Here is a 21993-nt window from a genome sequence, read left to right on the forward strand (position 1 = left end):
CGGGGCGCAGGGCTGCGGACGGAGTCGCTGGGGCGGGCACTGCGTCCACGCGGGGCGCTGTCGCCGCATTGCGGTGGAGCATCGCCTGGTGGACGCGGATCGGGCCGTGCCGGGTATCCCCGGCACGGCCCGATCGACCGGCGCTCGCTCGCCCGCTCAGCGGCGGCCCAACAGCCTCGCCAGGAAGCCGCCCTTGGCCGCGCTCCGGTCGCAGTTGCAGCGGTCTTCCTTGCGGACTCCGGCAAGCACCTGGTCGACGTGCATGCCGCACCCCGCGTAGGTGACCTTGCCGCAGCTGCGGCAGGTGGTACGTCGACACATGGCAGGACTCCTCGCGATCAGCCGGAAGAAGGGCGTTCCCTTCTCCTCCAATATACCCGGAGGGGTATTTTTCAGGGCTGGATGGCCGTCGCTCACGCCGCTCGGCCCTGCGGCCCGTCCAGCGTGGCGGGCATCATTGCCGCGGCCACGGTGAGCAGGGCATGCCAGGCAAGTCGGCGGCGCGAGTGCTGCGGTCCGTCGCAGGAAGGGCCTCGCGCACGCCGCGGAGTGTCCGATGCCGACGAACCGGCGGGCGCCCCGGGGCTCCCGGGGTGGGAACCCGCCCGGCTGCGTCGCGACCTGGGCGACCTGCGCCGCTCCGGCGGCAGGCGCGGTAACGGCTCCCGCCCCAGGGCGGACGGCCATGCCGGGCCCTGAATTCAGGCGCTCTGCGGGCCCGTCTTCCGCCTCACCCTCATCTCGCATCGCGAGCCGAAGGACGGTCGGCGGCGGGTCCGGAAACAACGCTTCCGCAGGTCAGAAGGGTGCCTGACCTGCGGAAACGGTGAGAGACCGACCTGCGTTTCCGCGGGTCGGAGGGGGTCCTACAGGTCGTAGTACAGCTCGAACTCGTGCGGGTGCGGGCGCAGGGCGATCGGGGCGATCTCGTTGGTGCGCTTGAAGTCGATCCAGGTCTCGATCAGGTCCGGCGTGAAGACGTTGCCCGCGAGCAGGTACTCGTGGTCGGCCTCCAGCGCCTCCAGCACGGCCGGCAGTGAGGACGGCACCTGCGGGACGTTGGCGTGCTCCTCCGGCGCGAGCTCGTAGAGGTCCTTGTCGACGGGCTCCAGCGGCTCGATCTTGTTCCTGATGCCGTCGAGGCCGGCCATCAGCATCGCCGAGAAGGCCAGGTACGGGTTGGACGACGGGTCCGGCGCGCGGAACTCGATGCGCTTGGCCTTGGCGTTGGAGCCGGTGATCGGGATGCGGATCGCGGCCGATCGGTTGCGCTGCGAGTAGACCAGGTTGACCGGCGCCTCGAAGCCGGGCACCAGCCGGTGGTAGGAGTTCACCGACGGGTTGGTGAAGGCCAGCAGCGACGGGGCGTGCCGGAGCAGGCCGCCGATGTAGTAGCGGGCAGTGTCGGAGAGGCCTGCGTAGCCCTGCTCGTCGTAGAAGAGCGGGGAGCCCCCGCTCCAGAGCGACTGGTGGACGTGCATGCCCGAGCCGTTGTCGCCGAAGATCGGCTTCGGCATGAAGGTGGCGGTCTTGCCGTTGCGCCACGCGACGTTCTTGATGATGTACTTGAACAGCATCAGGTCGTCGGCGGCGTGCAGCAGGGTGTTGAACTTGTAGTTGATCTCCGCCTGGCCGGCCGTGCCGACCTCGTGGTGCTGGCGCTCGACCTCCAGACCGGCCGCGGCCAGCTCCAGTGACATCTCGGAGCGAAGGTCGGCGAAGTGGTCGACCGGCGGGATCGGGAAGTACCCGCCCTTGTACTTGACCTTGTAGCCGCGCGCGTCGCCCTCGGCGGCGCCGGTGTTCCACGCGCCGGCCTCGGAGTCGATGTGGTAGAAGGACGCGTTGGCGCTGGTCTCGAAGCGGACCGAGTCGAAGACGTAGAACTCGGCCTCGGGGCCGAAGAACGCGGTGTCGGCGATGCCGGAGGAGGCGAGGTAGGCCTCGGCCTTCTTGGCGACGTTGCGCGGGTCGCGGCTGTAGGCCTCGCCGGTGACCGGGTCCTGGATGAAGAAGTTGATGTTGAGGTGCTTGTCCTTGCGGAACGGGTCGAGCCGGGCCGTGGCCAGGTCGGCGACGAGTGCCATGTCGGACTCGTGGATGGCCTGGAAGCCGCGGATCGACGAGCCGTCGAACATCAGCGTGTCGGCCGGGTCGAAGGTCGCGGCGGGCACGGAGAAGTGCTGCATGACGCCCGGGAGATCGCAGAACCGGACGTCGACGAACTTCACATCGTTGTCCTGGATGAACTGCTTCACTTCGGCGGCGTTGTTGAACATCCATCCTCCTCGGCGTGCGAATGGGGCTCACCCTAGGAATGGCCCGTTTCCAACCGGTGACCCGGTCGTTTCCTGAATGTTAACTGCCGCCGTCGAACGGGCGGCAAAGCCGTACGCTCCGGGGCAAATCGCTTCGCCCGCCCAGGCGGCGCCGTCAAAGTGGTCTGGACCACTTGGCCGGCTCGGTGGAAAGCCCTGGGAGGCCCGATTCACCCTCCGGGGGAGTCGGTGGCGGCTCCCGGCGTACGCCCGGTTAGTGTGGATTCGTGGACACCAGAGAAGCGTTGGGATCGTGGATCGACGGCCCGAAGGCGGCCGCCGAGAAGATGGGCGCCGACTTCGGCTACCGCGGTGAGCGCCTCGGGCTGCCCGAGGAGGGCACCGGCTCGGTCGCCGGACCGGGCCGCCGGCTGGGCGCGCTGTTCGTCGACGGCTGGCTGGTCTCCCTGGTCGCCTTCGGGCTCGTCGCCAAGGGCTCCCCGGCCTCGGCCAACCTGTGGACCACCCCGCTGTTCTTCGCCGTCACCGTGGTGCTGCTCGCCACGACCGGGACGACGGTCGGCAAGCGGCTGTTCGGCCTCCGGGTGGTGCGCCTGGACGGCAGCCGCGCCACGATCCCGCAGGTGATGCTGCGCACCCTGCTGCTCTGCCTGCTGGTGCCGGCCCTGGTCTGGGACCGGGACACCCGCGGCCTGCACGACAAGGCCGTCGGCACCGTCGAGGTCCGCATCTAGTCCGGGTCCCCGGCGCTCCCGCGCCCGGGGAACCCCGGTCGGGCCGGCCCGACCGGGGTCCCAAACACCGAACGGCCCCGCCGCGGAGGTTCCGCGGCGGGGCCGTCTCGTCTCGATGGGGAGGGTGGCTCAGCGGGCCTGGCCGCCCTTGGGCATCCGGGCGCCCTTGGGCATCGGGCCCTTGGGGATCGGCGCCTTGGAGAGCAGGTCGCCCAGCGCGCGCAGCCGGTCGTTGGTCTCGGTGACCTGGGCCGGGGTGATGGCGCGCGGCAGCCGCATCAGGTGGATCTGCAGCTTCTTCAGCGGGACCTCGTCCTCGCCGTTGCCCACGACGATGTCGTAGACCGGGACGTCGCCGACGACCCGGGACATCTTCTTCTTCTCGGATGCCAGCAGCTGGCGCACCCGGTTCGGGTTGCCCTCACCGATCAGCGCGATGCCGGCCCGGCCCACGGCGCGGTAGACCGCGTCCTGGTTGCGGGTCACCGCGACCGGGGTGGAGCTGGCGCTCCAGCCGCGGCGGATGTTGTTCAGCACCGCCGCGACGGCCCCCGGCTGGCCCTCCATCTGCCCGAACGCGGCGCGCTCGGCCCGGCGCCCGAAGACGATCGCCATGGCCAGGAAGGCCACGATGAAGCCCAGGATCCCCAGGTAGACGGGGTGGTCGATCGCGAAGCCGATGGCGAGGAACACGCCGAAGGTCAGCAGGCCGACGCCGGCGATGATCAGGCCGATCTTGGTGTCGACCTTCTTGGTCATGGTGTACGCCAGGCGGATCTGCTTCAGTCGCCCGGGGTTCTCGGATGTTTCCCTCGCCATAACGCTCATGGTACGTGCCGTGGGTACGGGATATCCAAGCCCGGGTACCCGTTCGCCGCGAACGTGACCCTGGTGAACCCGTGCGGTCGCGCAGCGGTACCGGCCTCAGCGCCGCGCGGCCTCCGCGGCCGGCCCGACGGGCAGCGCGTCGCGCTCCCTGGCCGCCGCGTACCGCCGGTTCTCGCAGACCGCGGCCCAGGCGTTGCGCCGGGCCTGGCGCTGGCCGCCCGCCAGCAGAACGCTCTCGGCCAGTCGCAGCGCGGTGCCCACCGACCGGATGCCGACCTGCATGTCGAACAGCTCCCCTCGTGGTGGAAATGGTTCGAACGCCCCCATCGTCACCACCCCGTGTTACCAGGCCGTGACCTGCCAGTCAAAGCCCGGTGAACCGGAAGGGGCGGAGCCGTGGCTCCGCCCCTTCGGATGGCTCAACCCGGCCTGTGCGAACGGGCCCGGCCGGCCCCTGCGGCCGTCAGACCGCGGTCTGCGCCCGGTGGTCCAGCGCCTGCCGGTACAGCCGCCCGGCGCGGTACGAGGAGCGCACCAGCGGGCCGGACATGACCCCGGCGAAGCCGAGCTCCTCGGCCTCCTGCTGCAGCTCGACGAACTCCTGCGGCTTCACCCAGCGCTCCACGGGGTGGTGGCGCAGCGACGGGCGCAGGTACTGGGTGATGGTGATCAGCTCGCAGCCGGCCCCGACCAGGTCGGCCAGGGCCTGGCTGACCTCCTCGCGGGTCTCGCCCATGCCCAGGATCAGGTTGGACTTGGTGACCAGCCCGGCCGCGCGGGCCTGGGTGATGACGTCCAGCGAGCGCTCGTAGCGGAACGCGGGCCGGATCCGCTTGAAGATCCGCGGGACGGTCTCGACGTTGTGTGCGAGCACCTCGGGGCGGGACGAGAAGACCTCGGCCAGCTGCTCCGGCACCGCGTTGAAGTCGGGGATGAGCAGCTCGACGCCGGTGCGGCCGGCGGCGCGCCCGGCCGTCATCGCGTGGACCTGGCGGACCGTCTCGGCGTACAGCCAGGCGCCGCCGTCCTCCAGGTCGTCGCGGGCGACGCCGGTGATGGTGGCGTAGTTGAGGTCCATGGTCACGATGGACTCGGCGACGCGGCGCGGCTCGTCCCGGTCGAACTCGGCGGGCTTACCGGTGTCGATCTGGCAGAAGTCGCAGCGGCGGGTGCACTGGTCACCGCCGATGAGGAAGGTGGCCTCGCGGTCCTCCCAGCACTCGAAGATGTTCGGGCAGCCGGCCTCCTGGCAGACCGTGTGCAGCCCCTCCTTCTTCACCAGCGACTGGAGGGCGTTGTACTCCGGACCCATCTTCGCGCGGGTCTTGATCCACTCGGGCTTCCGCTCGATGGGGGTCTCGCTGTTGCGGACCTCCAGGCGGAGGAGCTTCCTGCCGTCGGGCGCGACAGCGGACACGTGCGACTCCTAGAACTAGACGGGGTACCCCCAGGGTACGCCTGTGCTTGTGCGGCCTTCGCCGGGCCTGCGGCCCGCAATCGCAGGGCAACAGTGCTACCCGTGGGTAGATTCCCCGGGCCCGGTCGGGGACCGGGCCCGGAGGCCCGGGGGCTCAGCGGCCGGGTGCGGGCTCCGGCAGCTCGGCGAACACGTCCGCCAGGTGCTTCTCGACCCCGGTCAGGGCCTCCCCGACCGGGAAGTCCCGGCCCAGCTCGCCGGAGAGCGAGGCCACGCCGGCGTCCCGGATGCCACAGGGCACGATCCGGTCGAACCAGGTCATGTCGGGGTCGCAGTTGAGTGCGAAGCCGTGCATCGTCACCCCGCGCGAGACCCGCACGCCGATCGCGGCGAGCTTGCGGTCGTCGCCGCGCTGTCCGGCGTTGGAGGGCGCGTACTCGGGTCCGGCCAGCCGCGGGTCGATGCCCAGCGGCAGACCCATCCGCAGGGTGAGCCTGCCGATGTCGACGACCTGTGACGGGTCCACCACCGCGTCCGGGATGGTCTCGCCCAGCACCCAGACGCCGCTGCGGCCCTCGACCCGGGTGGTCTCCACGCCGAACTCGCCGCAGGCCCGGATCAGCGCCTCCTCCAGCCGCCGCACGTACGCCACGACGTCCATCGGCTCGGGCAGTTTCACGATCGGGTAGCCGACCAGCTGGCCGGGGCCGTGCCAGGTGATCTCGCCGCCCCGGTTGACCTCGACCACCGGCGTGCCGTCTAGCGGGAGGTCGGCCGGGTTGGTGCGCCGGCCCATGGTGTAGACGGGCGGGTGCTCCAGCAGCAGCACCGTGTCGGGGATCTCGTCGGCGACCCGGAGCGCGTGCAGCCGCTGCTGCTCCTCCCAGGCCTCCTGGTACGGGACCGCGCTCTCGCCCATGCCCATGCGCACGAACCGTATGTCCTTGCTCATGAGCCCACCTCGTTGCGCTCCGCGGTCACTGCTGCTCCTTGCCAGGCGTTCGAGACCAACCTCGCCACTGTACGCCCCGGCCGGTGGCGCCGTTCAGGCGCCCGAGAGCAGCTGCAGCCGGAGCGCGAGCTGGAGTTCCAACGAGCGCTCGGGGTGGTTCCAGTCCCGCCCGAGCAGCACCTCGACCCGGTCCAGCCGCTGCACCACGGTGTTCACGTGGACGTGCAGCGCGTCCTTGGCCCGGGTCAGGCTGCCGCCGCAGTCGAAGTAGGCGCGCAGGGTGCGGACCAGCTCGGTGCCGCGCCGGGCGTCGTAGTCCAGCAGCGGGCCGAGCGTCGCGCCGACGAAGCCGTCCACGTCGGGGCCGTCGCCCAGCAGCACGCCGAGGAACCCGAGCGCCCGGGCCGAGGCGCCCTCGCCGGACCGGCCGAGCACCCGCAGCGCCCGGACGCAGCGCAGGCCCTCGGCGTGGGCGGCGGCCAGCGCCACCGGGCCGGCGGCCGGGCGGCCGGCGCCCACGGTGACCGGGAACCCGGCGAGCCGGGCCAGCCGCTCGGCGGCCCGCTCGGCCGCCGGCCGGGCCGTGTCCGCGGTGTCCGGCCCGTCGGGGCCGCGGCCGCCGGGCGGGGCGTCGTCGGCCGGGACGAGCAGGACGACGGTCTCGCCGTGCTCGGCGCCGATCCCGCGCGAGCCGAACAGGTACCGCTCTGCGGCGCGGGCCAGCCGGCTGCGGTCGGTGGCGGCGGTCCCGGGTGCGCCGGCCGGCTCGGCGACCAGCACCACGTGCGGACGGCCGAGGTCGACGCCGAGCCGGCGGCCGCGTGCGGTGAGCCCGGCCGGGTCGCGGTCGGGCGCGGTGAGCAGGTCGGCGAGCAGCTCGCCGCGGACCCTGTTCTCGGCCTCGGCGACCGAACGGCGCAGCAGCAGGAGCAGCGCGGTCACCACGCTCGCCCGCTCGAACAGCCGCCGGTCGGCGTCGTCGAGGTCCGGGCGGCCGCGCAGCACCAGGGTGCCGAGCGGCTCCTGGCCGGCCAGCACCGCGCAGACCCAGGCCTCGCCGTGCCGGACCGAGCGGCCCTCGGTCCGGGAGGCGGCCGCCGCCTCGGCCAGCCCGTCGGCGGCCGCCGGCCGCCCGGCCAGCGACTCGCCCCCGGTGTCCAGTACGGCTATCTCGCCGCCGAGGAGGGCGGCCACCGCGGCGGCCACGTCCGGCACCTCGGCCCCGCGCAGCACCAGGTCGGTGAGCCGGTCATGACTCTGCTCGGCCCGCTGGACGGCCGCCGAGTGGGCTCGGATCAGCTCGTTGGCGGAGTTCAGCTCGGCCAGCGCGGCCCGCGTGTCGGCCAGCGACTTGGCGGTGTCCAGGGCGATCGCGGCGTGCGCGGCCAGCGTGCAGAGCAGCGCGACCTCGTCGGGGGAGAAGGCCCGCGGGGAGCGGTCGGCGGCGAACAGCACACCGATCACCTGCCCGCCGAGCAGCAGCGGGACCCCGATGATCGCCACCAGGCCCTCGTCCAGGACGCCCGCGTCGATGGTGCCGGTGTGGTGGAACCGCTCGTCGGTCCGGTAGTCCGGGGTCGCGTACGGGCGGGCGGTCTGTGCGACCAGGCCGCCGAGGCCGTCGCCGAGGCTGAGCCGCAGGTTCTGGAAGAGCACGGAGACCGAACCGTCCGTCACCCGCATGTAGGTGTCGCCGGCGGCCTCGTCCGGGAGGGTCAGGTAGGCGGTGTCGGTGCCGAGCAGCATCCGGGCCCGGCGGACGATCGCCTGCAGCACGGTGTCGAGCTCCCGGGAGGCCGCGAGGTCCCCGGCGGTGTCGAACAGGGCGGTCAGTTCGGCCTCGCGGCGCCTGTGCTGACGCAGCGTCCGGTGGACCCGCAGCGCCTGCCAGGTGGCGTCGTCGATCTCGCTCAGCACCGCGGCCGGGGCCCCCTGGCGCCGGGCGTCGGCCAGCACGTCGGCGAAGTCCTCGGTGGCGGCGCCGGAGGCGAGCAGGTCGAGCAGCCGGCGCAGTGCCGGTGCCGAGCCGGTGCCGGGGTCGGTCATGGTGCGGGCCGCCAATCGCAGTGAGCGGGAAGCGCGATGGTACGCCAGGGGTACGACGGGCCGGCGCTCGCGAGGGAGACGAGCGCCGGCGCCGGGGGAGCGTCGGGCCGCGGCGGGCGAGGGGTCGTCAGGCCGTGGCGGGCTTCACGACCGCGGCCGCCTGTTCGGGGGGCTCCGGTCCGGTCCCGACGTCCGCGAGGTCCCGGCCGCGGGTCTCCCGGGCGCAGAGCACGGCCCCCACGGTGATCAGGGCGGCGATCGCCACGTACACCGAGATCGGCGTCGAGCTGCCGTGGTCCTTCAGCAGCGCGGTGGCGATCAGCGGCGCGGGCGCGCCAGCCGCGACCGAGGCGAACTGGGCGCCGATCGAGGCGCCCGAGTACCGCATCCGGGTGGCGAACAGCTCGGAGAAGAAGGCCGCCTGCGGTGCGTACATCGCGCTGTGGAAGACCAGCCCGACCGTCACCGCCAGCACCAGCCCGCCGAACGACCCGGTGTCCACCAGCCCGAAGAAGACGAAGGCCCAGATCCCGACGCCCACCGCACCGGCCAGGTACACCGGCTTGCGCCCGACCCGGTCGGAGAGCGCCCCGAAGACCGGTATCAGGGCGAACTGGACCGCCGAGGCGATCAGCACCGCGTTCAGAGCGGTCTGCTTGGGCAGGTGAACGTGCGTCACCGCGTAGGCCAGGACGAACGTGGTCATCACGTAGTACGAGATGTTCTCTGCCATCCGGGCGCCCACCGCCACCAGCACCTCGCGCCAGTGGTGCCGGAACACCGCGACCAGCGGCGGCCGCTCGGCCTTCGCCGTCGCGCCCTTGCGCGCCTCGGCCCGCGCCAGTGCCTCCTTGAACAGCGGTGACTCGTCGACCGCCAGCCGGATCCACATCCCGACCCCGACCAGGACCGCGGAGAGCAGGAACGGCACCCGCCAGCCCCAGGCGAGGAAGGTCGCGTCCGACTGCACCGTGGTCAACAGCGAGAGCACGCCGGCCGCCAGCAGGTTCCCCGCCGGCGCGCCGCCCTGCGGCCAGGACGCCCAGAACCCGCGGCGCCGCTGGTCCCCGTGCTCCGACACCAGCAGCACCGCGCCGCCCCACTCGCCGCCGAGCGCGAACCCCTGGACCAGCCGCAGGGCAGTCAGCAGGACCGGTGCGGCCGCCCCGATCGAGTCGTACGTGGGCAGGCAGCCGATCAGCGTGGTCGACCCGCCCATCAGCAGCAGGCTCACCACCAGCAGCCTCTTCCGCCCGATCCGGTCCCCGAAGTGCCCGAAGACCAGGGCGCCCAGCGGTCGGGCGGCGAACCCGATCGCATAGGTGAGGAAGGAGAGCAGGGTCCCGGTCAGCGGATCACTGGTGGGGAAGAACAGCTTGTTGAAGACGAGCGCGGCCGCTGTGCCGTAGAGAAAGTAGTCGTACCACTCGATGGTGGTCCCGATCAGGCTGGCGGCCACCACTCTCGGGAGTGAGCGGCCCGCCGCCGGGGCGGATGCGGGTGCGGAGGCGGTCATGGTTCCTCTTCCTCGTTCCTTCTGTCGCGTCGCTCAGTGCGCGGTCCAGCCGCCGTCGACGGCGAGGCTGGTGCCGGTGATGTAAGAGGCGTGAGCCGAGCAGAGCCAGACGGCGACCCCGGCCACCTCGGCCGGCTCGATCAGGCGCTTCACGGCGGTGCGGTCGAGCATGATCTGCTCCACCACCTCGTCCTCGCGGATGCCGTGGGCCAGGGCCTGGCCGGCGATCTGCTTCTCCACCAGGGGGGTGCGGACGTACGCCGGGTTGATGCAGTTGCTGGTGACGCCGTGGGGCGCGCCCTCCAGGGCGACCGTCTTGCTCAGCCCCTCAAGGGCGTGCTTGGCGGTCACGTAGGCCGACTTGAACGCGCTGGCGCGCAGGCCGTGGACGGAGGAGATGTTGATCACCCGTCCCCAGCCCTGCCCGTACATGTGCGGGAGGGTCCGGCGCAGGATCCGGAACGGCGCCTCGACCATCACCCGCTGGATCAGTGTGAACCGGTCGACCGGGAACTCGTGCACGGGCGCGACGTGCTGGAGGCCGGCGCTGTTGACCACGATGTCGGCGTCGTCCGGCAGGGCCTCCACCGCCTCCGGGTCGGAGAGGTCCGCGACGAGCGCGGTGCCGCCGATCCGCTCGGCGAGCTCGCGGGCCGGGCCGGCCGCGAGGTCGACGGCGTAGACCCGGGCGCCGGCCTCGGCGAGGGCCTCGGCGCAGGCCCGGCCGATGCCCGAGGCGGCGCCGGTGACCAGGGCCGTGCGGCCGTCCAGCGGGCGGGCTGAAGTGGTGTCCATGGCCGAGAACGGTAGGAATCCGAAGGCTCGGCTCCCATGGAGCGGTCCACTACAGCGCCGGGGTGGACTGTGGTGGTCGTCGCCATGACGGCCGAACGTCGGTTCTCCCGTCCTGAGCCAAACCCATCCTGTCCTGGCTTCCCCACAATGGGCGCCGATGCTTCACCCGTTCGGAGGATTGCTCGGTCAGAACCACCCATAGCGCCCGAATGCTCGCTACATTCACGCCGATTCCCGACAGGGGGCGCCGCCACAGGCAGCCGAAGTGCTGGTGGAGCCGGTGCGGCGTCCGAGAGGTGTTGACTGACTATGCCCCAACTGCCTGCAACCGACAGCCCGGCGTACGGACCGCTCGACCCGCTCGACCAGCACCGAGGTCCGGTCGACCGGGCCCTTCCGGACGCCCCCGACGCCCCGACCGCCGACGAGTTGCGAGTGCCCGCCCGGGCCACGTCCGTCACGCCCGAACGGCACCAGGGCGCGGTGGCCTCCCCGGACGGGCCCGGCACGGCCGTGGCCGCTCCGCCCGCGTCGGCGTCCGGCCACAACGGCCCGTCGCCGCAGAACGGACAGCTCGCCGCGCTCATCGAGGAGGCCGGCTTCTCGCACGCCGGCCTGGCCCGCCGGGTCGACCAGCTCGGCCTGGAACACGGCCTGGACCTGCGCTACGACAAGACCTCGGTGACCCGCTGGCTCCGCGGCCAGCAGCCGCGCGGTGCCACCCCGGCGCTGATCGCCGAGGTCTTCACCCGCCGGCTCGGCCGCCGCCTCACCGCCCAGGACCTCGGCCTGGACGCCTGCGCCCCGGTCTACGCCGGCCTGGAGTTCGCCGAGACGCCGCAGGAGGCGGTGGACATCGTGGCGAGCATGTGGCGCAAGGACAACGGCCCGCAGTCCGAGCTGCGCCGGATCGCCTTCACCCCGGCCGGGCTGGTCGTCCCCAGTCGGGACTGGCTGATCGGACGGACCGACGAGCGGGTCGCCCGCGACGGCTCCACCCTGCCCCGGCCCGACGGGGCAGGTCCGCCGCCCACGGGCACGGCGGCGGCCGGTGCGCCCGCGGCCGGTGCACCCGGCGCCTCCGTCGCGCCCTCGGCCCGCACCCCGGTGTCGGGCCAGGCCGGTGCACCCGCCGCACGGTCCGCCACCGGAGCTGCGACCGGGTCGGCCGCCGGGTCGGCCGCCGGTGCCGGGGCGGCGCTCGGCCGGGTCCCGACCCAGAGCCGGCGTCCGCCGGTGGCCGTCGAGCCGCCGTACACCGACCCGGCCCGGGAACCGCGCCCGGCGCTGCGGGTCGGCCGGGGCGACATCGCCGCGATCCGCGCGGTGGGGGACCTCTTCCGCGCGCTGGACCACGCCTACGGAGGAGGTCACGCCCGCCAGGCACTGGTCCGCTACCTGGAGAGCGAGGCCGAGCCGATGCTGCGCGGCCGCTACGGCGAGCAGATCGGCCGGGCGCTGTTCGGCGCGGTCGCCGACCTCACCAGACTCGCCGGCTGGACGTCCTTCGACATCGCCGCCCACGGCCTGGCCCAGCGCTACTTCGTCCAGGCGCTGCGCCTCTCCCAGGCGGCGGGGGACCGCGCGCTCGGCGGGTACGTCCTGGTGACGATGAGCCAGCAGGCGGTGCACCTCGGCCACGGCCGGGAGGCCGTCCAGCTGGCCCGGGTGGCCCAGCAGGGGGTGGGCACCGCCGTGCCGCCCACCGTCCAGGCGCTGCTGCACGCCGCCGAGGCGCGCGGCCACGGCCTGCTCGGCGACGTCAGGGCCTGCACCACCGCTCTGGTGCGGGCCGAGCGCTCGCTGGCCTCGGCCCGATCCGGGGACGAACTCCCCGCCTGGGCCCGGTACTTCGACGAGGCCCAGCTCTCCGACGAGTTCGCCCACTGCTACCGGGACCTCCAGCAGTGGCGCACCTCGGCCCAGCACGCCGAGAAGTCGCTGCGGCTGCGCTCGCCCGCCTACGCCCGGAGCCGGATCTTCTGCCGGCTGGTGTTGGCCACCGCCCGGCTCGGTATGGGCGACCTCGACGAGGCCTGCTCGATGGCCACCGACGCGCTGCGGGCGGCGGGGGAGATGCGCTCGGCCCGCTCGCTGGAGTACGTGCGGGACTTCCACCGCCGCCTCACCCCCTACCGCGGCAGCCCGGTGGCCCGTGCCTTCGAGGAGACGGCTCGCCAGTCGGGGGTGATCTGACGCCGGCGACGCTGGCGACGACGACGGCGGCGGCCGGGATCAGGGCCAGGGCGAGCGGGTCGGGCCGGACGCCGGCGCTCACCGGGTGACCGGACCGGGGCCCGGCGCAACCGTCCGAACGGCGTCCTATCCGTACCGGCAAGCCGTCGGCCACCACCTCGGCAGCCGGGCGGCGTGTTCCCGACCGCCGCCCGGCTGCCTTGGGCCACCCCGGCCGTCCCGGCTGTCCCGGGCCGCCCGGGCCGTGTGGTGCCGGCCAGCCGTCCGAGGGGCGTCAGGCCGCCGCCGCCTCCCGGGCGCCGACCGGCAGTCCGAGGTCGCGGACCACGGCCTCCGCCGCCCGGCGGCCCGACACCAGGGCCCCCTGTGCGCTGCTGGTGTCCCGGTGGTCGCCGCAGACGTACAGTCCGGCCAGCAGCCGCACGGGACGCCGGCTGTTGTGCGGCGGCGGCATCGCCGGGACCGCGTCCGGGACGTGCCGCACGCTCAGGAACTGCCAGCCCCTGGTGGGCGTGCCGTACAGCTCCGCCAGCCGCCCGCGCACCGCCGGTTCGAGTGCGGCGGGCCCGCCGGCGTCGAAGGAGCGCCGGCCGAGCACCGTGGTGGCGATCAGCGCCTGCCCGGCGGGGGCGTACGAGGGGTGCAGCTCGGTGAGCACCACCGAGTGCGAGACCAGCGCGGGTTGCCCGCCCGGCCGGTCGCCGTCCAGCAGCAGGACGGGCTCGCCGATCGGAGTCCGGTCGGCCGCGTGGTAGTAGGTCGTGACGGGGTGGAAGTCCGGCACCCGCAGGCCCGGCAGCAGCTCGGCGGCGGAGCGCGCCCCGGTCGCCACCACGACGGCCTGGGCGCCGATCCGCCCGTGCCCGGCCGTCTCCACGCCGTCGGCGGCGATCGCGGTGACCTGCACCCCGGTCCGCACGGTGGCGGCGGGGAGCACGGCGGCCAGCTGGGCCGGCACGGCCGCGATCCCGCCGGCGGGCAGGCAGAGCCGGCCGCGCGCGTAGCTGCGCAGCACCAGGTCGGCGATCCGGCTGCTGGTGCCGAGGGCCGGATCGCTGAGCAGGGTGGCGAGCAGCGGACGCAGGAAGCCGTCGACCGCGCGCGGTGCCGGACCGCGTTCGGCCAGCGCGCGGGCGGTGGTGGTCTCCGGCCGGCTCTGCAGCCGCCCTGCCGGGGTGGTGGCCAGCCGGCCGAGCCAGCTGCCCAGCCGCGCCCGGTCCAGCGGACTGCCCAGCGGCGCCCGGGTGGTGGCCTGGCGGGCCGCGGGCAGCTGGGGGTCGCCGGCGCGGTACCGGCGGCCGCCGTTGTGGACGAGTACGCCGGGTGCGAGCGGGCGCAGTTCGAGGCGGTCGAGGTCGAGGACCCGCCGCAGCTCGGGATACGCGGTGTTGAGCAGCTGGCTGCCGTGGTCGAGCCGGAAGCCGTCCAGCTCGCGGGTGGCCATCCGGCCGCCGACCCGGTCCGTGGCCTCCAGGACCTGGACGCTCAGGCCGTAGCCGGTGAGGACGCGGGCGGCGGCCAGGCCCGCGAGTCCGGCGCCCACCACGACGACGTCCGGGTCGGACTGTCGGCGGGCGCGGCGAATGAAGTCGTACGTGGGCACTGGCGTGCTCCCTCCCTGGGTTCCCGGGGCTCCGGCCGACGCGGGCAGCGAGGTGCCGGGCACGGTCCGACCATGTGATGCCCAGTCAGTAAGAGCGTCAGACAAGCGCATCGGGCCGGATCCGGGCTCCGGGAAGGGTTGGGCGGCACGGTGCGGGGGCGCGGTCACGGACTGTGCGCCCAATCGGCCGCGTTCGGGGGTCGGCGGGCGCGCACGGTCACCGGGGGCGTGCGACGCGCCCACCGTGTGCTCCCGTGCGCCCCCTCCCGGAGACCCGCCCGCCCCGCTCGGCATATGCCCCTGGCCAGCGCAGATGCCGTAGCGGGCGTACGCGGGCCCGCACCGGCCGGCGCGGACACCCGCGTGGACGCGCGACGGCCGCGGCGTACACCCCGTGGCCGTCTTGACGTACGCCGTTGCGCGTACCGGCCCGGAGCGTGTCGGCCCGGCGGGTACCGGCCCGGAGCGTGTCGGGGCCCGTGCACCGGGATCCGCGGCCTCCCGTGCCGCGGGCGGCCCTACAGTGCCGCCCGCACCGCCGAGTCGACGTCCGGGTGCTGGAACCGGAAGCCGGCCTCCAGCAGACGCCGCGGCACCACCCGGTGGCTGCCGATCACCTCGACGGCCAGCTCGCCGAGCACCGCCTTGAGCACCGCCGTCGGCACCGGGAACGGCGTCGGTCGGTTCAGCACCCGCCCGATGGCCGCCGTCAGCTCGGCGTTGGTCACCGGCTCCGGCGCGGAGAGGTTGAAGGCGCCGCTGAGGTCCTCCCGGTCGATCAGGAACCGCAGCGCCGCGACCTCGTCGGCCAGTGAGATGAAGCTCCAGTACTGCCGGCCGTCGCCGAGCCGCCCGCCGAGGCCGAGCTTGAACAGGGGGAAGAGCCGTGCGCCGGCCCCGCCCGCGGCGGAGAGCACCAGCCCGGTGCGCGGGTGGACAACCCGGATCCCGGCCCGCTCGGCGGGCCGGGCGGCGGCCTCCCACTCGACGCAGACCTCGGCCAGGAAATCGTCCCCGGCGGGGGCTTCCTCGTCGATCACCGCGTCCCCGGTCTGTCCGTACCGGCCCACCGCCGAGGCGCTGACCAGGACCTTCGGCGGCTCCTTCAGCTCGGCCAGGGCGACGGCCAGCGTCTCGGTGCCGAGCACCCGGCTCTCCCGGATCTCGCGCTTGTAGGAGTCCGTCCACCGGTGGTCTCCGACCCCGGCCCCCGCCAGGTGCACCGCGGCGTCGACGCCGGCCAGGCCGTCCAGGTCGACCTGGCCGAGCAGCGGGTTCCAGCCGATCGCCGTGGTCCCGTCCGGCTGCGGGCCGGTCCTGGAGCGGCGCCGGACCAGCCGGACCACCTCATGGCCGTCCGCCAGCAGCGAGCCGACGAGCGCCGTGCCGATCAATCCCGTGGAGCCTGTGACCGCGATTCGCATGGGGTCATCCTCGCAGCCGGGACCGGCCGTGCCGGCCAGCCCGCAGGCGCGTCCCGACCGACGGGTCGCAGCGGGTGGTGGCCGAAATTCCGTATCCGCCCGGGGCGGCGCTGATTAGCATGGCGCGCATGCACGCCGAAGATCTGATCATCCGCCCCGCGCAGGCCGCGGACGAGAAGGAGCTCTCCGAGCTCAACCGTGCCGCCTGGTCCTGGCTGAGCGACGTCTCGCCGCAGCCCGCCGAGGATCACAGCGTGTTCGACGAACGGCACACTCCGGACCAGTTCCTGATCGCCCGGTTCGACGGTCGGCTCGTCGGCTACGTCAGGGTGGTCCCGCCCACGCCACTGGCCAGCAACCGGCACGTGCGGCAGATCCAGGGCCTCGCGGTCGGGGCCGAGGCCCGCGGCCGCGGGATCGGCCGGGCGCTGGTCGAGGCCGGTTGCGCGGCGGCCGAGGCGGACGGCGCCCGCCGGATCACCCTGCGCGTGCTGGGCCACAACGCCCCGGCCCGTCGCCTCTACGAGTCCTGCGGCTTCGTCGTCGAGGGTTCGCTCGCCGAGGAGTTCCTGATCGACGGCGCGTACGTGGACGACATCTGGATGGCCCGCTCGCTGACGGCCTGAGCCGAGGCCGAGCCAGGCCCGCGCACACCCCACCCCACCCCGCCCCGCCCCCGGCCACCGGGCCCGCGCACGGCCCGTACCCGGCCCGCGCACTGCCCGGACACCCTGCGCGCACCGTCCTGACACGGCGCTGACCATCCGTCAGGGCCGGTGTGCGGGTGGTGCAGAGTCGTGACAAACCCGACCTGTCTGGAGTAGCACCGCGCCGGGTAGCGTACGGCCGTGAGCAACTCGACGCCTCCCGGGTGGTACCCGGTACCGGGAACGGACGGCACGGCCGGCCATGAGCGCTGGTGGGACGGCAGCGCCTGGACCAGCGACGTCCGCCCCGTCCAGGCGGGCGGCGGCCAGATTGCCGACGCCCCGACGCAGGTCTCCTGGCAGTCCGCGCAGCCGCCGGCCGCGCCGCCCTCGTACGGCTACGGCGCCCCCCAGCAGGGCTCGCCCGGGTACGGGTACCCCGCGCAGACCCAGCCGTCCTACGGCTACCCGCAGGGCTCCTACCCGCCACCCCCGCAGCCCGGCCGGATGAAGGCCGGCGCCGTGGTCGGGATCGTGGTCGGCGTACTGGCCGTGGTCGGCGTGGTGGCCGCGATCGCCCTGAACAGCGGCGGCGACCCCAAGGCCGAACCGCCGCCGAACCCGACGGTCACCGTGACGGCCAACCCGAGCCCGACCGCGAGTGCGAGCCCGAGCCCGACGCGGAAGCCCACCTCCACGCCCGCGCCCAGCCTGCCACCGGTCCCGGTGCTCAAGGAGACCGCGACCGACAGCCAGCACTCCATCACGGTGCCGGTCTACCAGGGCTGGGACGCCTCGACCGACACCACGCACTCGACGGTCTTCCTGGGCAGCGGGCGCTACACCTGCCCGGGCGGTGGCTCCTGCATCCGCGGCCAGTTCTCGATCGAGAAGGACACCATCTCGGGCAGCTCCGCCCGGGCGGCCGCAGAGGCGGCGATGCCCGTCTACGCCTCGGCGATCTTCAACAACGTCACCTCGCACACCGACGCCGGCTCCTCCAGCACCACGGTGGCGGGTGTCTCGGGGTACGCCGTCCGCTGGCACATCACCACCTCGGACGGCACCAAGGGGTACATCCTGCTGGTGGCCGTCCCGGCCAAGGGCGGCGGCTACGTGGCCTTCGAGGGCGGCGTGGACGACGACCCGAGCGCGCCCGACCCCTCCGTGCTCGACCAGATCCTCAAGGGCATCAAGCAGGACGGCAGCGCCTCCGGCTCCGGCGCCTGAGCCGGCCGGCTCCTCCGCTCGGCCCTTCCGGCGGCGCGGAAGCAGGCCCGCCGTCCGGCCGGCCGGCCGGACGGCGGTCGGCCCCGCCCGTGCTCAGTCCCCGTAGCGCTCCCAGAGCTTGGGGAACCGCTTCGCCATGGCGTCCGGGTCGTCGAAGTCCAGGGCCGGGCCGGCCGGCCGCGCGGGCTGGCGCCCGCCCACCTCGGGCAGTGGCAGCCCGGTCAGCTGCTCGTACGCCTCGTCGGCGGCGTAGCCGAGGTCCTCGGCCTCGCCGTCCTCCTCCTCGTCGAAGTCGGGGAGCAGGTCGGCCAGGTCGTCCGGCTCGTGCAGCCCGCCCTCGAACACGTCCCGGCCCTGGCCGATCAGCCAGCAGCGGAAGTAGTCGAAGCTGTCGTCGGAGGCACCGCCCAGCAGCAGGTGGGCCGCGCCCCACAGGTCGATCCGGTAGGCGCGCTGGAACCGGGCCTCGAAGAGCCGGGCGAAGTCGATGACGTCGTCCGGGGTCAGTTGGACGAGCCGCTCGACCAGGCGGTCGGCCTGTTCGTCCGGGTCGCCCTCGGCGTCCTCCCGGGTGTCGTCGATGATCTGCCAGAAGTCGGTCTCGTCCATCACCGCTCCAGCATCCCCGTTCACCCGCGCCCGCGCATGCGATGGGGCCGCGAACCGCCCGTTCTACCGATCACGCGGGCGCGGACCGGCCACCCCCCGGGCCCCGGACGCGCGGAACCCCGCGCCGTCCGGGGACGACACGGGGTTCCGGTACCTCCGGGGAGCCTTACAGGCCGAGCTCGACCTCGAACTCGCCGGCCTCCAGGATCTCCTTCACGGCCACCAGGTAGCGGGCGGCGTCGGCGCCGTCCACCAGGCGGTGGTCGTAGGAGAGCGACAGGTAGGTCATGTCGCGGATGCCGATGGCGGTGCCGCCCTCGGCCTCGATGACGACCGGGCGCTTGACGGTCGCGCCGATACCCAGGATGGCGACCTGGTTCGGCGGCACGATGACGGTGTCGAACAGCGCGCCGCGCGAGCCGGTGTTGCTGATGGTGAAGGTCGCACCGGACAGCTCGTCCGGGCTGATCTTGCTCTCGCGGACCTTGGTGGCCAGCTCGGCGGTCTTCTTGGAGATGCCGGCGATGTTGAGGTCGCCCGCACCCTTGATGACCGGGGTCATCAGACCCTTCTCGGAGTCCACCGCGATGCCGATGTTCTCGGTGTCGAAGTAGGTGATGGTGCCCTCGGACTCGTTGATCCGGGCGTTGATGACCGCGTGGCTCTTCAGCGCCTGGGCGGCGGCCTTGACGAAGAACGGCATCGGGGACAGCTTGACGCCCTCGCGGGCGTGGAAGGAGTCCTTGGCCTTGGCGCGCAGCGACATGATCTTGGTGACGTCCACCTCGACCACGCTGGTGAGCTGGGCCTGCTCGTGCAGGGCCTTCATCATGTTGTCGCCGATGACCTTGCGCATGCGGGTCATCTTGACCGTCTGGCCGCGCAGGGCGGACGGCGCGGTGGCGGCCTTCGGCGCAGCGGCCGGGGCGGCGGCCGGGGCCGGGGCGGCGGCCGGGGCCGGGGCGGCCTTGGCGGCCTCGGCGGCGGCCAGGACGTCCTGCTTGCGGATGCGGCCGCCGACACCGGTGCCGGTGACGGCGGACAGGGCGACGCCCTGCTCGGCGGCGAGCTTGCGCACCAGCGGGGTGACGTAGGCGTCACCGGCGTCGGCCACCGGGGCGGCCGGGGCCACCGGGGCGGCGACCGGGGCCACCGGGGCGGCCGGGGCGACGGGGGCCGGGGTAGCCACCGGGGCGGCGGGGGCCACCGGAGCCGGGGCGGCCGGGGCGACGGGGGCCGGGGCAGCCACCGGGGCGGCGGGGGCCACCGGAGCCGGAGCGGCCGGGGCGGCGGCGACGGCACCCGCGGCACCGATCAGCGCCAGCTGCGCGCCGACCTCGGCGGTCTCGTCCTCGCCGACCAGGATCTTCACCAGGGTGCCGGCGACCGGCGACGGGATCTCGGTGTCGACCTTGTCGGTGGAGACCTCCAGCAGCGGCTCGTCGACCTCGACGGTGTCGCCCTCGGCCTTCAGCCAGCGGGTGACCGTGCCCTCGGCGACCGACTCGCCCAGCGCCGGCAGCAGCACCGGGGTGGCGTCGGCGGCCGGAGCGGCAGCGGCGGCGGGCGCGGCCGGAGCCTCGGCGACCGGGGCCGGAGCGGCGGGCGCCTCGGCGACCGGAGCGGCGACCGGGGCCGGGGCGGCGGGCGCGGCCTCGGCGGCCGGGGCCGGAGCGGCCACCGGGGCGCCGGAGCCGTCGTCGATGATCGCCAGCTCTGCGCCGACCTCGACGGTCTCGTCCTCGCCGACCTTGATCGAGGCCAGGATGCCCGAGGCCGGGGCCGGGATCTCGGTGTCGACCTTGTCGGTGGAGACCTCGAGCAGCGGCTCGTCGACCTCCACCCGCTCACCCTCGGCCTTCAGCCAGCGGGTGACCGTGCCCTCGGAAACGCTCTCGCCCAGCGCGGGCAGTGTTACTGAGACCGCCATGGTTTCAGCGACTCCTATCAAGTCTTGCGTACTGGAATGGGGAAATTCGGGGCGTGATCAGTCGTGCGCGTGCAGCGGCTTGCCGGCCAGCGCCAGGTGCGCCTCGCCCAGGGCCTCGGACTGGGTCGGGTGGGCGTGGATGAGCTGCGCGACCTCGGCCGGCAGGGCCTCCCAGTTGTAGATCAGCTGAGCCTCGCCGACCTGCTCGCCCATGCGGGCGCCGACCATGTGGACGCCGACCACGGCGCCGTCCTTGACCTGGACGAGCTTGATCTCGCCGGCGGTCTTCAGGATCTTGCTCTTGCCGTTGCCGGCCAGGTTGTACTTGAGGGTGACGACCTTCTCCTTGCCGTACAGCTCGACGGCCTTGGCCTCCGAGATGCCCACCGAGGCGACCTCGGGGTTGGAGTAGGTCACGCGCGGGACGCCGTCGTAGTCGATCGGCACGGGCTTCAGGCCGGCCAGGCGCTCGGCGACCAGGATGCCCTCGGCGAAGCCGACGTGGGCGAGCTGCAGGGTCGGGACGAGGTCGCCGACCGCGGAGATGGTGGGCACGTTGGTGCGCATGTACTCGTCGACGAGGACGTAGCCGCGGTCCATCGCGACGCCGTTCTCCTCGTAGCCGAGGCCGGCCGAGACCGGGCCGCGGCCGATGGCGACGAGCAGCAGGTCGGCGTCGATCTGCTTGCCGTTCTCGGTGGAGACGCGGACACCGGTCTCGGTGTACTCGACGCCGGAGAAGCGGGCCTTCAGCTCGAACTTGATGCCGCGCTTGCGGAAGGCGCGCTCCAGCAGCTTGGAGGAGTTCTCGTCCTCCAGCGGGACCAGGTGCGGCAGCGCCTCGACGATGGTGACCTCGACGCCGAAGGACTTCCAGACGGAGGCGAACTCGACGCCGATCACGCCGCCGCCGAGGATGACGGCCGACTTCGGGATGCGGTCGAGCTTGAGGGCGTGGTCGGAGGAGATCACGCGGTCGCCGTCGATGGTCAGGCCGGGCAGCGACTTCGGGACCGAGCCGGTGGCGAGGACGATGTGGCGGCCCTCGATGCGCTGGCCGTTGACGTCCACCGAGGTCTGCGAGGAGAGCTTGCCCTCGCCCTGGATGAAGGTCACCTTGCGGGAGGCGACCAGGCCCTGCAGACCCTTGTACAGGCCGGCGATGACGTCGTCCTTGTACTTGTGGACGCCGTTGATGTCGATGCCCTGGAAGGTGGCCAGCACGCCGAACTCGGCGGCCTCCTTCGTCTCGTCGGCGATCTCGGCCGCGTGCAGCAGCGCCTTGGTCGGGATGCAGCCGCGGTGCAGGCAGGTGCCGCCCAGCTCACCCTTCTCGACCAGGGCAACGCTCAGACCCAGCTGAGCGGCGCGGAGCGCCGCGGCGTAACCGCCGCTTCCGCCTCCGAGAATGACTACGTCGAAAACGGTGCTGGCGTCGTTCGCCACGTCACGTCCTCCATGCAATGGGGTGGGTCGCCGGGCCGGTCGCGGTCCGGTGGGTCGGAAGCCTTTGTGGGGCGCCCAGTCGTGCCGGAAATACATCTTCGCACTTGTTCGCGGCGGCTGATGTCCGGGTCCACCCCAGGGGTGTCCCAGAGGGTGGTCACCGGGGTGGCCGGGGCCCCGCTGGAAGGGCATCGTCGCAGCTCACGGCAGCGCTGACAGTACGGGAGGCCGGGCTCCGGAGGCCCCGGCGCCCGGCTGGTTCCGCACTGCGGAACAAAGTTTCGCCCGCAGCGAACAGGGGTGCGGGCTGCGGGTTCGCCGCCTACTCGCAGGTAACGGTG

18 protein-coding genes are annotated in these 21993 nt (G+C 73.5%); 4 read left to right on the forward strand and 14 right to left on the reverse strand.

What is annotated here, in order from left to right; genetic code table 11:
* Positions 1–156: 156 nt before the first annotated feature.
* Complete coding sequence (locus ACF9IK_RS25675) at positions 157–321, reverse strand: hypothetical protein (protein ID WP_395296456.1); 165 nt, start codon at positions 319–321, stop codon at positions 157–159.
* A 545-nt stretch (positions 322–866) separates the two neighbouring features.
* A complete protein-coding gene (glnA, locus tag ACF9IK_RS25680; RefSeq protein ID WP_395296457.1) occupies positions 867–2279 on the reverse strand; it encodes a type I glutamate--ammonia ligase in 1413 nt (470 codons plus the stop codon).
* Between the two features lie 266 nt (positions 2280–2545).
* On the opposite strand from glnA, the gene ACF9IK_RS25685 reads away from it, so the two are divergent.
* Positions 2546–3013, forward strand: a complete 468-nt coding sequence (locus ACF9IK_RS25685) for an RDD family protein (protein ID WP_395296458.1) — start codon at positions 2546–2548, stop codon at positions 3011–3013.
* A gap of 129 nt (positions 3014–3142) precedes the next feature.
* Here the strand turns inward: ACF9IK_RS25685 and ACF9IK_RS25690 are convergent, their stop codons facing one another.
* The 7 genes from ACF9IK_RS25690 to ACF9IK_RS25720 all read right to left on the reverse strand — a co-directional run bounded on the left by ACF9IK_RS25690 (position 3143) and on the right by ACF9IK_RS25720 (position 10567).
* Entirely contained in the window at positions 3143–3841 is a 699-nt protein-coding gene (locus ACF9IK_RS25690; RefSeq protein WP_395296459.1) for a DUF4191 domain-containing protein, read from the reverse strand.
* 96 nt (positions 3842–3937) lie between these two features.
* On the reverse strand, positions 3938–4123 hold the full coding sequence (locus ACF9IK_RS25695; RefSeq protein WP_238740517.1) for a hypothetical protein: 186 nt from the start codon (positions 4121–4123) through the stop codon (positions 3938–3940).
* Positions 4124–4304: 181 nt separating this feature from the next.
* A complete protein-coding gene (lipA, locus tag ACF9IK_RS25700; RefSeq protein ID WP_238740515.1) occupies positions 4305–5258 on the reverse strand; it encodes a lipoyl synthase in 954 nt (317 codons plus the stop codon).
* Positions 5259–5412: 154 nt separating this feature from the next.
* Positions 5413–6210: a lipoyl(octanoyl) transferase LipB gene (gene lipB / locus ACF9IK_RS25705; RefSeq protein ID WP_395296460.1), complete on the reverse strand. Its 798-nt coding sequence runs from the start codon at positions 6208–6210 to the stop codon at positions 5413–5415.
* A gap of 93 nt (positions 6211–6303) precedes the next feature.
* Positions 6304–8256: a helix-turn-helix domain-containing protein gene (locus tag ACF9IK_RS25710; RefSeq protein WP_395296461.1), complete on the reverse strand. Its 1953-nt coding sequence runs from the start codon at positions 8254–8256 to the stop codon at positions 6304–6306.
* 127 nt (positions 8257–8383) lie between these two features.
* Complete coding sequence (locus ACF9IK_RS25715; protein WP_395296462.1) at positions 8384–9772, reverse strand: MFS transporter; 1389 nt, start codon at positions 9770–9772, stop codon at positions 8384–8386.
* 33 nt (positions 9773–9805) lie between these two features.
* Complete coding sequence (locus ACF9IK_RS25720; protein WP_395296463.1) at positions 9806–10567, reverse strand: 3-hydroxybutyrate dehydrogenase; 762 nt, start codon at positions 10565–10567, stop codon at positions 9806–9808.
* 309 nt (positions 10568–10876) lie between these two features.
* Here ACF9IK_RS25720 and ACF9IK_RS25725 point away from each other — a divergent pair, with 309 nt between their 5' ends.
* Complete coding sequence (locus tag ACF9IK_RS25725) at positions 10877–12763, forward strand: regulator (protein WP_395296464.1); 1887 nt, start codon at positions 10877–10879, stop codon at positions 12761–12763.
* A 274-nt stretch (positions 12764–13037) separates the two neighbouring features.
* Here ACF9IK_RS25725 and ACF9IK_RS25730 read toward each other — a convergent pair whose 3' ends face one another.
* Both ACF9IK_RS25730 and ACF9IK_RS25735 read right to left on the reverse strand, forming a co-directional pair.
* The gene (locus tag ACF9IK_RS25730) at positions 13038–14366 is read right to left on the reverse strand and encodes an NAD(P)/FAD-dependent oxidoreductase (RefSeq protein ID WP_395296465.1); all 1329 of its coding nucleotides are present in this window, start codon (positions 14364–14366) and stop codon (positions 13038–13040) included.
* A gap of 518 nt (positions 14367–14884) precedes the next feature.
* The gene (locus ACF9IK_RS25735) at positions 14885–15790 is read right to left on the reverse strand and encodes a TIGR01777 family oxidoreductase (RefSeq protein WP_395296466.1); all 906 of its coding nucleotides are present in this window, start codon (positions 15788–15790) and stop codon (positions 14885–14887) included.
* Between the two features lie 119 nt (positions 15791–15909).
* On the opposite strand from ACF9IK_RS25735, the gene ACF9IK_RS25740 reads away from it, so the two are divergent.
* The gene (locus tag ACF9IK_RS25740; protein ID WP_395296467.1) at positions 15910–16416 is read left to right on the forward strand and encodes a GNAT family N-acetyltransferase; all 507 of its coding nucleotides are present in this window, start codon (positions 15910–15912) and stop codon (positions 16414–16416) included.
* Between the two features lie 222 nt (positions 16417–16638).
* Positions 16639–17667 carry a DUF2510 domain-containing protein gene (locus tag ACF9IK_RS25745; RefSeq protein ID WP_395296468.1) on the forward strand — a complete coding sequence of 343 codons (1029 nt, stop codon included), beginning with the start codon at positions 16639–16641 and terminating at the stop codon, positions 17665–17667.
* A 93-nt stretch (positions 17668–17760) separates the two neighbouring features.
* Here ACF9IK_RS25745 and ACF9IK_RS25750 read toward each other — a convergent pair whose 3' ends face one another.
* The 3 genes from ACF9IK_RS25750 to lpdA all read right to left on the reverse strand — a co-directional run bounded on the left by ACF9IK_RS25750 (position 17761) and on the right by lpdA (position 21652).
* A complete protein-coding gene (locus ACF9IK_RS25750; RefSeq protein ID WP_395296469.1) occupies positions 17761–18276 on the reverse strand; it encodes a DUF4240 domain-containing protein in 516 nt (171 codons plus the stop codon).
* Positions 18277–18442: 166 nt separating this feature from the next.
* Positions 18443–20206, reverse strand: a complete 1764-nt coding sequence (gene sucB, locus ACF9IK_RS25755; protein ID WP_395296470.1) for a 2-oxoglutarate dehydrogenase, E2 component, dihydrolipoamide succinyltransferase — start codon at positions 20204–20206, stop codon at positions 18443–18445.
* Between the two features lie 57 nt (positions 20207–20263).
* Positions 20264–21652, reverse strand: a complete 1389-nt coding sequence (lpdA, locus tag ACF9IK_RS25760; protein ID WP_395296471.1) for a dihydrolipoyl dehydrogenase — start codon at positions 21650–21652, stop codon at positions 20264–20266.
* Positions 21653–21993 lie beyond the last annotated feature (341 nt).

This window comes from Kitasatospora hibisci (assembly GCF_043950205.1).
In the GTDB taxonomy this organism is placed as follows: domain Bacteria; phylum Actinomycetota; class Actinomycetes; order Streptomycetales; family Streptomycetaceae; genus Kitasatospora; species Kitasatospora hibisci.